Annotated in this window: 10 protein-coding genes and 2 pseudogenes; 6 read left to right on the top strand and 6 right to left on the bottom strand. The window is 68.8% G+C overall.

Annotated features, from left to right (window positions below; translation table 11 throughout):
* The 4 genes and pseudogenes from ACFWW8_RS37040 to ACFWW8_RS37025 form a co-directional block, all read right to left on the bottom strand.
* Positions 1-205 (bottom strand): flavodoxin-dependent (E)-4-hydroxy-3-methylbut-2-enyl-diphosphate synthase (locus tag ACFWW8_RS37040; protein ID WP_386536947.1); only part of this gene is annotated, 205 nt, incomplete at its 3' end.
* Positions 206-227: 22 nt separating this feature from the next.
* Positions 228-1,274, bottom strand: coding sequence for a 4-hydroxy-3-methylbut-2-enyl diphosphate reductase (locus ACFWW8_RS37035; protein WP_386536945.1), 1,047 nt, complete (start codon positions 1,272-1,274; stop codon positions 228-230).
* Positions 1,275-1,606: 332 nt separating this feature from the next.
* Positions 1,607-1,876 (bottom strand): hypothetical protein, encoded by a 270-nt coding sequence (locus ACFWW8_RS37030; RefSeq protein WP_386536942.1) that lies wholly within the window; start codon positions 1,874-1,876, stop codon positions 1,607-1,609.
* A 3-nt stretch (positions 1,877-1,879) separates the two neighbouring features.
* A pseudogene (locus tag ACFWW8_RS37025) lies at positions 1,880-2,230 on the bottom strand (DUF6192 family protein); the annotation flags it as partial.
* Between ACFWW8_RS37025 and ACFWW8_RS37020 the strand changes: the two are divergent.
* Together ACFWW8_RS37020 and ACFWW8_RS37015 are read left to right on the top strand one after the other, a co-directional pair.
* Entirely contained in the window at positions 2,211-2,675 is a 465-nt protein-coding gene (locus ACFWW8_RS37020; RefSeq protein ID WP_386536939.1) for an ATP-binding protein, read from the top strand. The pseudogene ACFWW8_RS37025 and the gene ACFWW8_RS37020 sit on opposite strands and share 20 nt — an antisense overlap.
* Positions 2,676-2,835: 160 nt before the next feature.
* A complete protein-coding gene (locus ACFWW8_RS37015; RefSeq protein WP_386536935.1) occupies positions 2,836-5,499 on the top strand; it encodes a LuxR C-terminal-related transcriptional regulator in 2,664 nt (887 codons plus the stop codon).
* Positions 5,500-5,797: 298 nt separating this feature from the next.
* Here ACFWW8_RS37015 and ACFWW8_RS37010 read toward each other — a convergent pair.
* Both ACFWW8_RS37010 and ACFWW8_RS37005 read right to left on the bottom strand, forming a co-directional pair.
* Positions 5,798-5,971 (bottom strand): annotated as a pseudogene (locus ACFWW8_RS37010) (IMP dehydrogenase); the annotation flags it as partial.
* A gap of 424 nt (positions 5,972-6,395) precedes the next feature.
* Positions 6,396-9,062 (bottom strand): LuxR C-terminal-related transcriptional regulator, encoded by a 2,667-nt coding sequence (locus tag ACFWW8_RS37005; RefSeq protein WP_386536932.1) that lies wholly within the window; start codon positions 9,060-9,062, stop codon positions 6,396-6,398.
* A gap of 230 nt (positions 9,063-9,292) precedes the next feature.
* Here ACFWW8_RS37005 and ACFWW8_RS37000 point away from each other — a divergent pair, with 230 nt between their 5' ends.
* The 4 genes from ACFWW8_RS37000 to ACFWW8_RS36985 all read left to right on the top strand — a co-directional run bounded on the left by ACFWW8_RS37000 (position 9,293) and on the right by ACFWW8_RS36985 (position 13,907).
* Positions 9,293-10,387 (top strand): monodechloroaminopyrrolnitrin synthase PrnB family protein, encoded by a 1,095-nt coding sequence (locus ACFWW8_RS37000; protein ID WP_386536929.1) that lies wholly within the window; start codon positions 9,293-9,295, stop codon positions 10,385-10,387.
* 12 nt (positions 10,388-10,399) lie between these two features.
* Entirely contained in the window at positions 10,400-11,677 is a 1,278-nt protein-coding gene (locus ACFWW8_RS36995) for an FAD-dependent monooxygenase (RefSeq protein ID WP_386536926.1), read from the top strand.
* A gap of 29 nt (positions 11,678-11,706) precedes the next feature.
* Positions 11,707-12,510, top strand: a complete 804-nt coding sequence (locus tag ACFWW8_RS36990) for a class I SAM-dependent methyltransferase (protein ID WP_386536924.1) — start codon at positions 11,707-11,709, stop codon at positions 12,508-12,510.
* Positions 12,511-12,629: 119 nt separating this feature from the next.
* Complete coding sequence (locus ACFWW8_RS36985) at positions 12,630-13,907, top strand: FAD-binding oxidoreductase (RefSeq protein ID WP_386536921.1); 1,278 nt, start codon at positions 12,630-12,632, stop codon at positions 13,905-13,907.
* The last annotated feature ends 320 nt before the right edge of the window (positions 13,908-14,227 follow it).

The following is a 14,227-nucleotide window of genomic DNA, read 5'->3' as shown; positions in this document are numbered from 1 at the left end:
CGGCGGTGAGCTCGGCGATCTGCTGGAGCGTGGCGCCGATGTCGGACGTGCGGGTCGTGGTCATCGACTGGACCGAGATGGGCGCGTCGCCCCCGACGGCCACGGAACCGACCTGGATCTTGCGGCTGACCCGGCGGTCGGCAAGCTTCGTCGGCACGGACGGCAGACCAAAATCGACGGAACGGATTGTCGGTTGGATGCTCATTGAATTCCTTTGAAGTGCGTGCTCAGACCTCTGCCGCTGTGGCTCCGGGCCCACACGTTTCTGCTGGTGCCCGACTCGAGACGAGTTCGGCGGCCTCAGAGCGCAGGTCCCTGCGGAGTTCCTTGGGGAGCGAGAAGGTGATCGTCTCCTCGGCGGTCTTGACGATCTCGACGTCGGCGTAGCCGCGGGCGGCCAGCCACTCGAGGACCTCCTCGACCAGCACCTCCGGCACCGAGGCGCCCGAGGTCAGGCCGACCGTGGTGACGCCCTCCAGCCAGGCCTCGTCGATCTCGCTCGCGAAGTCGACCAGGTGGGCGGCGCGGGCGCCCGCGTCGAGGGCGACCTCGACGAGGCGGATGGAGTTCGAGGAGTTCTTCGAGCCGACGACGATGACCAGGTCCGAGTCGGCGCCCATGGCCTTGACCGCGGCCTGCCGGTTCGAGGTGGCGTAGCAGATGTCGTCGCTCGGCGGGGAGACCAGCAGCGGGAACTTCGTCTTCAGCGCGTCGACCGTCTCCATCGTCTCGTCGACGGAGAGCGTGGTCTGGGAGAGCCAGACCACCTTGGACTCGTCGCGCACCTCGACCTTCGCGACGTCGTCGGGGCCGTCGACGATCGTGATGTGGTCCGGGGCCTCGCCCGAGGTGCCGATGACCTCCTCATGGCCCTCGTGGCCGATGAGGAGGATGTCGAAGTCCTCGTTGGCGTAGCGGACGGCTTCCTTGTGCACCTTGGTGACCAGCGGGCAGGTCGCGTCGATCGTCGCGAGCCTGCCGCGCGCCGCCTCCTCGTGGACCACCGGCGCCACCCCGTGCGCGGAGAACATCACGATGGAGCCCTCGGGCACCTCCTCCGTCCGCTCGACGAAGATCGCGCCCTTCTTCTCCAGGGTCTGGACGACGTACTTGTTGTGCACGATCTCGTGGCGTACGTAGACCGGCGCGCCGTACTGCTCAAGCGCCTTCTCGACGGCGATCACGGCACGGTCCACACCCGCACACCAGCCACGAGGGGCGGCGAGCAGGACACGTGGACGCTGGCCGTGAGCCTCATCAGGACTTCTTCGCACGAATGATCCTCGCTTCAGCCAGAGAATCCGCGCCCCCTGGCTCCGAGACGGATCGCACGACAGCCGGGCTATTACTATCGAACCTCAACATCTAAATCCTGTTTCTAAGAGTGCGGCGCAGCTTCCTGCGCGCGTACAAGTAGGAGAAAGTCAGCTCAATGCTGCTTACGCTAACCGATCACTGAATTGGCCACGCCCCAACCCATCCGGTTTTATTGATCCAGTAAAACAACATCGCTAGCTAGGGCGAGTGAGTACTCCGTACTTAAACCACCGGCCTTCGGTGACCACGCCGGTGATCAACTGGCGGATCTCTGTCAGTTTCTCGCGGATCACCGAGACTTATAGGCCTGGAGCTCGGCCGCGTCCGAGCAGAACCTATAACCGTCTGCCCGGGCCCCGATCAGGGGCAGCCAGCCGTGCTCGGTGATCGTGTCCCGCAGGCAGGCAAGCCCAGAGCGGGCCTGGCTCGGGTTCAATGCGCTGGATCCGACCAGCCGGTCGAAGGTCAGCCCGGCCGGTTGCGCCTCGAAGAATATGACGCGGACGGTTTCGGCATGTCTGCTGGCCGCGGGCGACTTGCGCGCCGATGCGCGAGGCATCGCCTACTCACCCTGGAGGAGGCGGGCGAGCTCGCAGTCGACGTCGACTTTCCCGGCGCCGACCGCGATCTCGTTCCAATCCAGCGTCGCCCGAACACGCGCGCAGTTCTCCCGAACGACCGCCTGCTCGTCATCGCCGAGCTGGCGATCCCCCAGCCCCGGGACGACCCGGTCCGCGGCGGCGACGAATGCGTGGCAGGCGGTGACCAGGTTCAGGAACTCCACCAACCGGTCGATCTGGCGGATCGCTGGCACGAACGGGCTGGTCTGCTCGAAGTACTCGCGGGCCTGGCGGCCGCGTCCGACCTGGGCGTGGTTGACCTGGTGTCAGGCCGTGTCGTCCGACATCGCGCGGCCCGGAACCGGCAAGACCCATCTGGCGACCGGCCTCGGGATCCGGGCCTGCCAGGCCGGGCACCGGGTCGCGTTCGCCACCGCCGCCCAGTGGGTCGCCCGCCTCGCCGACGCCCACCAGGCCGGCAAACTCGCCGACGAACTCACCCGCCTCGGCCGCATCCCCCTGATCGTCGTGGACGAGGTCGGCTACATCCCGTTCGAACCCGAGGCCGCGAACCTGTTCTTCCAGTTCATCTCAGGCCGATACGAACACGCCTCCGTGATCGTCACCAGCAACAAGCCCTTCGGACGCTGGGGAGAGGTCTTCGGCGACGACACCGTCGCCGCCGCGATGATCGACCGACTGGTCCACCACGCCGAAGTGATCTCACTCAAGGGCGACAGCTACCGCATGCGCGGCCGCGACCTCGGCCGGGTTCCACCCGCCAACACCGGGGAATGAACAACATCAACTGACGGACCGGGGTCAATCTTCAACCGGCGGGTCACGATTCACCCGTCGCCGACAGGCCCGCTTCCAAAGCATGCAGATCGCGGAACCATCACCCCATCCCCGAAAGCCGGCGAAGCCGCACGGCTTGTACGGACCAGGACAGGAAACCATGGACGACCACGGCCGACAGCTCTCCACACCGTGGCCGCTGATCTGCCGTGAGCGCCACCTTGCGCAGTTCGACGCTCAGTTGGACCGGCCCGACAAGCCGGCCACGACGATCCACGGGCCTGCCGGCGTGGGCAAGACCCGTCTCGCCGAGGCATTCGTCCAGACGGCGACCCGGCACGGGTACCGGCCCCTGCGCGCCACCGGTTTGCCCGAGAACGTCGGGATGCCCCTCAGCGCGGTCGCCCACCTCTTCCCGATCGATCCTCTGGAACCGGGCGATCCCGTCGCAGCGTTCGCCGCGGCTGCGAATCACCTGGCCAGGCGTGGTGTGCGGTGGGTGGCCCTGGTGGACGACCTCCAGCACTTGGATGCAGCGTCCGAGGTCCTGCTTCGCCAGCTTCTCGACGCAGGAATCATCCGTACCGTCAGTACGGTGCGTTCGGATGGGCGGAACTCTCTCAGCAGCGCTCTGGACGCCGGGGAACGGGTGACGCGGATCGACCTGGAACCGATGACCCGTGAGCAGACCTCGGAGCTCTTCGCGGCGGTCATGGGCGCATCGGCGCAGACCGAGACCCTCGATGCCCTGTTCCACGCGAGCGGGGGCAACATCCTCCACTTCAGGGAGATCGTGACCGCCGCCGTCGACCGGGGGCAGCTCACGAAGACGGACGAGATGTGGTGTCTGGGCGAGGGGGCGCTCAGCTCCACCCCTGAGATCCTCAGCGCCATCCGGCAACGGCTCGGCCGCACCGGACCGGAGGAACGCAGACTCCTGGAACTCCTGTCCCTGTGCGAGCCGATGTCTCTCGCCGACGTCAGGGCACTGGCGCACTCGGAACAGACGGTCACAGAGCTCGAGGAACGTGGTTTCATCCGTTCGGTGCTCGACGGACAGCGAGTCCGCCTGAGCCTCTCCCACCCCCTTCACGCGGAAGTGATACGGACGGGGGTCACCCTGGGGGATCGACGGAGCATCCGCATGGCGTTCGTCAGACGTCTTGAGTCCCTCGGCGCCCGTCGCAAGGAGGACCCCCTCAGGATCACCTCACTGCGCCTCGCCGCGACCGGTACAGCCGATCCGCGGCTGCTGTACCAGGCCGCCGCCATCGCTCGGCACGCGCACGACTACGCAGGAGTGGTCTCGCTCCTGACGACCATTTCGGCAGAACAGCGCACCACGGGTGTCCTCCTCCTGCTCGGAGAGGTCCAGGCACAATCCGGCAACCACTCCGCCTCGGAGGAGGCTTTCCTGGACGCCTACCGTCAGGCGGCGGATGACACCGAGCGGATGACCGCGGTCTACCTGCACACCATCCAGCTCTTCTGGGGCCACCAGCACGAGCGCGCACTGGAGGTCAGCCAGGAGCCCCGCCCCGGCATCACCGACCCTACGGCGCGCAAGAAACTCTTGGTCAACGAGGGCGTGCTGCTGGTGCTCGTCGGCCGCCTTCACGAGGCCCTGCAGAAGCTCTCACCGGTCGAGCAACTCATGCACGAGGAGGGACCGGAATCCACCTTTTGGCTCTGGGGGGCCGCCATGCGGGCCACGGCCCTCTCGGCAGTGGGGCGTACCCGGGCGGCAGCCGCTCTCGCCGGCCACGTCCACGGTGAACACGTACGGCTCGACGAAGAGAACCGCCTGTCGCACCCGGGCCGCAACCTCGTGGCTCTCACCGGGGCCCTGGCCGAGTCCGGGCAGCTGGACGAGGCACGCAGGGTCGGGCGCAGCGCCCATGCCCAGACATCATCCGTCAAGACGGCTGTCGAAGTCTGGGCAGCCCTCAACATCGCGCACACGGAGTGGCTGGCCGGACACGTGGCCCAGGCCCGCCACTGGTTCTCCGTCAGCTCCCTGGCTGCGAGGAACCATGGCGACCACATGTGCCTGAGCCGGGCCTTGTCCGGATTGGCGGCCGCCCAGGCCGCCCTCGGCGACGTACCGGCAGCAGTGGCGACACTGAAGGAACAGGAGCGTGCGGTCTCCCTGCCGTTCTTCGAGCCTGAGGAGTCTCTCGGCGCAGCGTGGTTGCGGGTCGCGCAAGGTGAACCCGAAGCGGCCCGCAGCATTCTGCGGGCCGCCGCCGACGTGGCCCGCGAGCAGGGCCACGTCACGTCAGAGGGTCTGCTGCTGACCGACGTGGCCCGGCTGGGCGACGCGGGAAGCGTACGCGACCGGGTGGTCGAGCTGGCCGACGTCTGCGAGGGAGACCTCGCAGCGGCACGCGCCGCCCTGGTAAGCGCCTGGGCGAGTGATGACGCATCCGCTTTGACGGGGCTCGTTCCCGTTCTCGATGATCTCGGACTGGACCTCCTGGCCGCAGAGGCGGCCGGCAGCGCTGCCGCGCTCCTGCACCGTGGTGGCCAGGGCCGACGTGCCGCCTCGGTCATGGTGAGAGGGGCGCGCGCCCTCGCCCGCTGTGGGGACGTCACGACTCCCCGACTCCATCTCGCCGGGGCCTTCGTCCCCCTCACGCCGCGGGAACGCGCTGTGGCGGAGATGGTGGCGGCCGGCCGGACGTCCCGCGACATCGCCGCCTCGCTCGTCGTCTCCCCGCGCACCGTGCAGAACCATGTGCAGCGTGCCTACCAGAAGCTCGGCGTGACCAACCGTAAGGAGCTCAAGTCTGCGCTGGGTGGCCAGGATCGGTCCAAGCCCTAGCAGCAGGCTCGTGGCCCGTGGTGTGCCGTGGGAGGGCGCCGCACCGCCCTCCCCCACGCCCTGCGCTGCGCGCAGTAGGCCGTGACCGGCTGGCGGACTGGGCCGCACTCCTGCCCCGTGCGGGCCCGTGCGGCCTGCACCGATGCCCCGCGGGTCGGGTCGGGCCCCCTTCTCCCGGCTCCAGGACGAGCCCGGCCGTGGCCGGCTCCTCGAACAGCACCATCAGCACCTCGGTGACGTCATCCCTCGCGATCATGCCGACGCCGTGCTCGGCAGTCAGGCGGACCGTGCGGGCGGCCGCCTCGTCGGTACGCCGCTCGTGGATGATGATGCGCTCCGCGCCGAGACGGCGCGCGGCGAGGACACCGCACAGCCCGACCGCTCCGTCTCCGACCACAGCGACCGTGGACCCCTCGCGGACGCCTGCGGCGACCACGGCGTGGCGCCCGGTCCTTACCACGTCAAACAGAGCAGCACACGGCCCGCTGGACACGGTGGACCGCATCAGGCGGTGATGATGCGGCCGCCGAGCGCCCCGGCCGCCCGGCCCGCACGGGCCAGGGTAGAGATGGCAGGTGCAAATGCGGTGCGCGGCTGCATCTGTCGGCGAGTGGCGCGAGATGCCCTCGTGCATCGGCACGGTATGGACAGGGCTGCTTCGCAGGCGCCGCGGCCTGCCCAACAGCCTGTGTGCCGCCGTGGCACCAGTGGGCGGGACTTCCGACCGACGGCAGCCCGCACTGGTGATGGCGGGAGCCGGAGGCGCCGGCGTACCGCAAGGCACCCCCATGCCCGCTGTGACTGCTCCTCCTGGCCTTGGTCGCCGCGCTTTCCCTCCGCCTGTCGGCGACGCTCTGGCCACGGCGCAGGTGATGCTCATGCGCACCTCCCGGATCTCATCGCGGGCACTCGCGCGCCGTCGCGCGCAGCGCCTCGGCCAGCTGCGCGCGCTGCGCAATGCCGAGCTTGCGGTAGACGTTCTGCAAGTGGTTGTTGACCGTGCGTACGGACAGTACGAGCGTTTCGGCCACGTCCGCGGGCTTCGCGCCGCCTGCGACCAGCCTGGCGATCGTCCTCTCGCGTGGTGTCAGTTCGTGGAGTGCGGAAACGTCGCGCAGAAGGGGCGTTCTCGCCCCCTCGCATCGTGCATGGGCGACTCCCGCTTCGTACCGCGACCGCTTCGCTTCGTCGCCCCGGCCAGTCGCAGCATAGAGGCGAGCACCTTCGGCGAACGCCTCGGCGGCCAGGAGGTCGGCTCCGCAGGCGAGCAGATCCGCGGCGCAGGCGACCAGGGCGTCCGCATCCTGTTGCGCCAGTGCCACGGCGAAATCGCCCCTGCAGCGTGTCAGCGCGCCTTGGTAGCCCCTACCGAGACGCGCAAGCCGTGACGCGTTCTCCCGCGTCGGGCGGAGGCGCGCCAGGTCCGTAACCAGAAGCACCTCCGACATCGGTTGGCCCAGCCTCGCCGCTTCCGCGGCCCCCTCCGTCAAGACGTCCGCGGCTTCATCGAGCCGGTTCTCCGCGATGAGGATCCACGCCGGGGCCAGCCGGTCCTCCCCGGCCAGCACCTTGAACGTGGGCAGGTGTTCGGCCTCCGTCATGAGCATCCGGGCAGTTGCGCTGTCACCGAGCTGGGCCACTGCCGCCGCCTGTCCGGCCAGGGCGACGCGGAGGACCCGGTTGTGGTTGTTCCGGCGGGCGAGGACGGCACCTTCTTCGAACCAGCGCGCCGCGGCCGCCGGATGTCCCGCGACCCATTCGCACCGCGCCAGGTAGATCGCGGGCCACACCCGGTTCCTCGGGGCATCGATCTCCAAGAGGGCGTCGAAGGCCGTACGTCCGGTACGACGTGCTCCCGACAGGTCGCCGGCCTCGCCTTGTGCGAACGCCAGCCCGCTGAGGTGGGCAGCGGCGTGCGGGACGAGGGCGCCCTCGCCACTCGTTTGGTGGAAGTCGTACCACTGCCTGCACAGTGCCTGCGCGTCCAAGCAACGGCCCAGCATGATGAGGCCGATCTCTCTCATCATGCTGGAAAGGAGCTCGGCGTCCCGGCTGAGGTCTCCGCCCGCCTTCGTCTTGACCGCTTCGTACTTGTCGAGGCCTTCACCCGGGCGCCCATCGATGATCACGATGGTGCTCTCGTTCACGTCCAGAACCTGACGCAGCGCGGGCGACCCGATCGCAGCGCGCGCGTCTGCGTTCACTCGGAGGGCGCCTGCCATGTCGCCGGTTCCCAGGGCGAGCGCCATGGTCCGTGTCAGAGCGGCTGACACCGCCTCCTCCTCGGTCGTGGAGCAGTCGTATGCCCGCTGGAAGGCGGCGTCCGCCTTCTCCCACGCCCCCAGTTCCAGGAGCGATTCACCGTGGAAGATGAGTTCGTTATGGGTGACGGACTCCTCGGGAAGAGCAGCACACAGGGCGGCCACCTGGCGGTAGTCATGCGCGTTCCTGGCCACCCGGACAGCCTTGCGAAGGATCTCGGGATCGGCCGTCCCCGTCGCTTCCAGGCTCATTCCCGCGATGTGCAGGACGTCCTCTCGGCGACGTGCTCCGTACGCGCGTACCCGCTCCACCTGCTGCAGGATCAGGGCGGTGGCACGGGGTTTCGGCACCAGCGTGCGGATGACCTCTTCATACAGCGGATGCCCGAGCACGCACATGAAGCGGCGCCCCTCCACAACGACGCGTACGAGTCCCGCGTCCTCGAGCTGGGAGATGTCACGGTCCTCCGACATCTGCAGGGCATCGTTGACCGAGACGCCCCCGCACCAGGCCATCGTCTGCAGCACGGTGCGGCTGCGCTCCGGGAGCCGCATGATGCGTTCCCGGATCAGGTCCCGGAGCTTCGGCGTCGCAGTCGGGTGCTGCTCCGTGGACAGCGTCCACAGGCGGTTCGCCCTGCGCAGCGCCCCCGTCCTCATCGCTCCGATCGTCAGCTCTCGCAGGTAGAGGACGTTGCCCGAGGAGGCTGCGTAGAGAGCCTCGGTCACTTCCTCGGCCACCGGCGCTCGCAGCGCGCTGGTGAGCAGCGCCTGCGTTTCAGGTCTGTTGAGGTCGGCCAAGTCGATCCGGACGGTCATTGAGGCCCGCGTGAGCTCTGCTACGTGCTCCCCCATCTCCTCATGAGTGCGGACGGTGCCGATCACGAAGACCGCCCCAGCGCGCATGAGGCGGTCGAGCAAGAAGGCGGATGCGGGGTCCAGTCGGTGCAGATCGTCCACCAGGGCCACGAGGCGGTGCCGCATCCCCTCGCCTGCTGCCTGGATGTGGCGGACGGCCGCGGCTATGTCGCGTCCCGGATCGCTCAGGTCGATCCCGTCCGGCAGGATCGGAATGAGAGCGGCGAGCGGCAGCGGGTTGGTGGTGGCGATGCGGACGACCCGGCCCGTGTGACGCGCAATGCGCAAGAGGCATTCCTCGGCGAGGCGCGTTTTCCCCACGCCTGCGCCACCGTGAATGATGAACCCCTGTGTCGTGGGGTCGCGCACGGCTTTCGTGAAGGCGACGAGTTCTTTCTCGCGCCCGCACCACTCCCACATCGCGGAGATTTCGGAAACGTCCACCGCGCTCCTTGTCGACAACTGTGAAGTGCGGCCCGGATGGGCGGCTGCCACTCCTGAGGGTCCTGTCGTCCGCGTCCGGCGGCCCGCCCTACGGGCCTTCCACCACCGCACACCCCGACTGTGAGTAGAAGGTACTCACTCCCCCGATGCGACGCTGCCCCAGAATCACTTCCCGGCAGCGGATCAGCCCCGGGGAGCCAGCGCCCCGGATCTCCGAACCGGGCGGTTGTATGACGGACCAAGACGAACTCCTCTCGGTGCACAACGCGGCCCTGGTCCAAGGGATTGACCCGCTGAAGGCGGATCATGCGCTGCACCGCCTTCAGCTCCAGAACGCAGCATGCGACGTGCGACACCTCGCCCAAGCCCTGCTCGGCATCCTGCCGAGCGCGGACGCAGTCGACTCCTTCTCCGTGGAGGAGGGTGTTGCAGCCGTGCGCGACCTGGGCATGTATCTGGGGAGCCTCAAGCGGTGCGGCGTGCAGCCCGCCACCGCCGTCCCCGCGGTAGTACCGGTTCTGACCCGCCTCGCGCGTCTGACGGGCACCATCCCGCGCGACACCGTCTACCACTACACGGTGTGGAACCCGACCGGAACCAGGGAACGCACGTACACCGGGGACCTGATGGAACGGCACCTCATCCAAGCCGTCCGCCACAGCGCACCGGCCCTGTCCCATGCGGTGGACGCCTGCGTGCGCCTGTCCCGCACCGACCCGCACGACCCGGACTACGCCGCGGAGTCCCGGCACATCGCCGGCTTGCTGGCCGCCTGCGACGATGCCATGAAGTCGGTACTCACGACGGTCTCCCCGGAGTTCTTCGCGCAGACGCTGAGGCCCTACTTCGAGGACGTGGCGATCGAGGGACGGCCCTACCTCGGCCCGGCCGCCGCCCACCTCCCCCTGTCGCTGCTGGATCTGATCATCTGGGCGTCCGACCGGGCCGACTCCACCTATCTGCGTTTCTGCCAGGAGGTGGGGGTGCACACGCTGCCACGGTGGCGCCGGCTCTACGACACCGCAGCGCGATCCGCATCGCAGGTCACCCGGCTGCGGGTCGCACGCGCATCCGCGAGCGGAGTCGCTGACAGGCGCAGGATCGCAGAGAGTGCGGTGGGCCTGTCCCTCGTCCTGAAAAGGCTTTCGAGCTTCCGCGGCAAACATCTGGTCATGGCACGACGGGCCTACGCACACGACCGGCGGCGGTACGAGTTGGGCAGTGGAGGGGGCAGCGTGGACCTGCTCGAAGGAGTCCTGCAGGGCACCCGGGAAGCTCGGCGGACCGAGACGACCGAGGCCGCGATCGTGTTCCCGGACGCCTGACAGGGAGGTGCAATGCGCGTCGTCATCGCCGGGGCAGGAGTGGGCGGACTCACCACCGCCCTGAGTCTGCATGCCGCGGGAGTCAGGGACATCAACCTTCTGGAGAACCACAGCAGACGGGGGCACACGGGCACCGGCCTGAACGTGCTCCCCAATGCGGTGCGCGAGCTGGACGCGCTCGGCGTGCTCGGTGAACTGACCACCAAGGCGGTGCTCACCCAGGAACTGTTGCTCTGCTCGACGCGCGGCGACGTCATCTGGCGGGAGAAGCGTGGTAGGAGTGCCGGGTACGGATGGCCCCAGCTCTCACTCTCCCGGGACCACCTTCTGGACGTACTGACGTGCCGGGTGCGTTCCGTGCTGGGGTCGCGATCTGTGGTCTACGGCCACCGGGTGACGGCGTTCCACACGTCCGCCAGCGGCGTCACCGTCGTGGCCAGGACGGCGGGTGGGGCGCACCGGACCTTGCACGCCGACGTTCTCGTGGGTGCCGACGGAATCCGCTCTGCCCTACGGGCTCAGCTGTATCCCGGTGAAGGGAGCCCTCCGACGAACGGCATGGTCATGTTCCGCGGGATCACGGCCGGCAAGCCATTCTTGACGGGAGCCTCGATGATGGTGCTCGGCGACGAACGTCGCCGCCTCGTCGTGTACCCGATACAGCACCTGTCCTCCGGCGAGGTGCTCAACAACTGGGTGGTCGCCGTGCCCGCTACGGCGGAGACCCGCCGGGAGCGGCTGCCTCAGGGAAGGCGCTTGGGGATCCTGCTCTCGGAACTGGGTCACTGGCGCTCCCCCTACCTGGACACGGGCCGCATGCTGGCCGGTGCACCGCGCATACACCGTTACCCGATGATCGACCGGGAGAGCCTGCCACGCTGGAGTTTCCGGCACGTCACCCTCGTCGGGGACGCGGCACACGCCATGCATCCGGCAGGCTCGAACGGCGCGACGCAAGCGATCATCGATGCCCGCGTCCTGGCCTACTGCCTCGCACGCGGCCAGGACGTGAGCGAGGCCCTCGCCCAGTACGAGGAGTTGCGCCGCCATGTCATGACGGCACTGCAGAGGGAGAACCGGAGCATGGGACCGGAGCGGGTCATCACGCTGGCGCACGAGCGCGCCCCCGACGGGTTCGACGACGTCTCCGACGTGTTCACCGGTGACGAGCTCGCCGCCATATCGGCGCAGTACGCCCGGGCGGGAAGCTTCGCCCAGGCCGATCTGATCGGCGACTCGCCCTGGACCGCCCAGGGGAGCCACAGCGACAAGGCAAGGGACACACCGTGACGTCAGCACCGCCCGGCCGGCCGGGCCCAGTGGAAGAGACCGCTTTCATCACCGCCGTCATACGGGCGGACGAGAACCGGCGAACCGACCGCTACCTGATCGATCCCTTCGCCGACCACCTGGTGACCCCTCGGGCGCGGTTTGCAGCCGCCCGCGCGCTCGAAGCCGGCGGTACGACGGGTTCGGTGATCCTGCGGGGCCGGTTCGGTGACCAGGTCCTCCGCGACGCCGTGGACAGCGGCATCACCCAGGTCGTCGTGCTCGGAGCCGGGAGCGACACACGCTGCTGGCGCCTGCCGCTGGTCTCCGCCGTCCAGGTCTACGAGGTGGACCTGCCCGGGCAGTTGGAGGCAAAGGAGCGCCTCCTGTCGGGTCTGCCGCGCCCAACATGCCGACGGACGTTGCTGGACTGCGACCTCAGGTCCCCCGGATGGACCTCCGCGCTGGCGGGCAGGGGTCACCACAGGGGGCGCCGGACTCTGTGGGTCGTGGAAGGGCTGCTCCCCTACCTGAGCCCGGAGGAAAGCGACCGGCTGCTCGCGGAGGTGTCAGCCGTGTCGGCCGCGGACTCCGTGATCACCCTCGACGCACCGGACGCCCGGTACCTCGCAGAGCCGGCCAACGCGGGGTTCCTCACCTACATGGAACGCGCGGGGTCGCCCTTCCTGCACGGTGTGCAGGACATGGCCTCGTACCTGGGAGCGTTCGGTTGGCGGGCTGCTGCGTACTCGGTCGCCGACCTGGGCGAGGGGCGCTGCACCGGGATGCCGCGGCCGCCGCGTCGGCTGTGCGCCCCCCGTGATCACCACTGGATCGCACGGGCGCAGATCTGATGGGCGAACGTGGAGGGCACCAGATGATAGCCGGATTCACCGGGGCGGTCCTGAGCCCCCAGGACACGGATTACGACTGGGCACGACGTGTGTGGAACGGGGCGGTCGACCGCCGTCCGATGCTCATCGCACAGTGCATGACCGAGGCCGACGTGGCCCGTGCCGTCCGTTTCGCCACGCGGCGCGACGTTCCCATCGCGGTCAGGGGCGGGGGGCACAGCATCCCCGGGCACAGTACGTGTGAAGGCGGGATCGTCATCGACCTCGGGCTGATGCGGGACGTCCTCGTAGACCCGGCACGTGCGAGGGCGCGGGCGCAGGGGGGATGCCGGCTGGCCGATCTGGACAGGGCCACTCAGGAACACGGACTGGCGGTGACGACCGGCGCCGTGTCCCACACCGGGTTGGGCGGATTGACCCTCGGCGGTGGGTTCGGCCTCTTGATGCGCACGTACGGACTCACCATCGACAACTTGAGCGCTGCGCGGTTGGTGACGGCAGACGGGGATCTGGTACGCGTCGCGGAAGACTGTGAGCCGGAGTTGTTCTGGGCACTGCGGGGTGGCGGGGGCAACTTCGGGATCGTCACCGAGTTCGAGTTCCGCCTCCATCGCGTGGGGCCGGTCCGCTCGCTCATCCAGGTACATCCGCTGGCGGACGCCAGAGAGGTGCTGTCCGTGTCGTCCCGTCTGCCGGAGCGGGCCGACGACCGCCTGGCGTGGGGCCACGTCATGAGGGAGGCCCCGGACTTCCCCTGGATGCCTCGGCACATCGTTGGACGCCGAGTCCTGCTCTCCGCCTTCTCCTGGTTGGGGGGAGACGACGGCGATGCGTTGGACGAGGTGGCTGCGTCGGTCGCCGCGGGCTCCTTGCACGACCCCGTTTTCTCGATGACGGCCGTCCAGCCGTACGTCGCGGTCCAGAGCGCCTGGGACGGCCTCTTCGCTCCGGGGCACGGCGTCTACAGCAAGGCCGCCTTGTTCCGCGAGGCCTCCGATCACCTCATCGACGCCCTCGTGGAGCAGTCGGCACTCGCGCGGTCCCCGCTGTCACAGATCGAACTCACCGCGATGGGCGGGGCCGTGGCACGCGTGCCGGACGGCGCCACCGCGTTCCCGCACCGGGAAGCCGGCTGGGTCGCCAACGTCGTGGCCCTGTGGACGGTGGGCGATCCGGCCGCAGGCGACCACGTGGAGTGGGTCAGGAAAACCCGTCGGGCGGCCGTCGCAGACGGATGCATGGGCACGTACGTGAACTATGGGGACGGCGAAGCCGGAGAAACGGACCGGTCCTACGGAACGGCTCGCGCGAGACTCGGCAGGGTCAAGGACATCTACGATCCGCACAACCGGTTCCGGCTCAACCAGAACATCCGCCCCACGTCGTACGGACGATGACCGGCGGCGGGCGTGCCCGAGGGAGATGCCGACACCTCTCGGGCGCGAGAGCCCGGACCCGGCACCATCGGTTGTCGCGCGCAGCGACACTTCTTTCAGAGGAGAGAGGACCTCCATGCCGGAGCAAGCGTTCAGCACACCGATCCAGACCAAGTACGCTGAACACCTGGCCGCCGACCTCGCGGCTACTGACCTTGTAGTCGTGGTGTCGTCAGGGTGAGTCCGGTGCCGGTGAGGCACCCGTCGATGATGTCGCTGCGGTAGCGGATCTGGCGGAGGCCGTGTCGTAGCCGGCGGATGAGGTGGTCAGGGTCGGTGAA

This window comes from Streptomyces sp. NPDC058701 (assembly GCF_042715295.1).
GTDB lineage: Bacteria > Actinomycetota > Actinomycetes > Streptomycetales > Streptomycetaceae > Streptomyces.
Note: the sequence above shows the minus strand (reverse complement) of the source record. Positions and strands in the feature narration are given on the sequence as shown.

Coding starts and splice junctions, on each gene's coding strand:
- ACFWW8_RS36995 (WP_386536926.1), top strand. CDS start 10,400: ATGCGCGTCGTCATCGCCGGGGCAGGAGTGGGCGGACTCACCACCGCC.
- ACFWW8_RS37015 (WP_386536935.1), top strand. CDS start 2,836: ATGGACGACCACGGCCGACAGCTCTCCACACCGTGGCCGCTGATCTGC.
- ACFWW8_RS36985 (WP_386536921.1), top strand. CDS start 12,630: ATGCTCATCGCACAGTGCATGACCGAGGCCGACGTGGCCCGTGCCGTC.
- ACFWW8_RS37000 (WP_386536929.1), top strand. CDS start 9,293: ATGACGGACCAAGACGAACTCCTCTCGGTGCACAACGCGGCCCTGGTC.
- ACFWW8_RS37030 (WP_386536942.1), bottom strand. CDS start 1,876: ATGCCTCGCGCATCGGCGCGCAAGTCGCCCGCGGCCAGCAGACATGCC.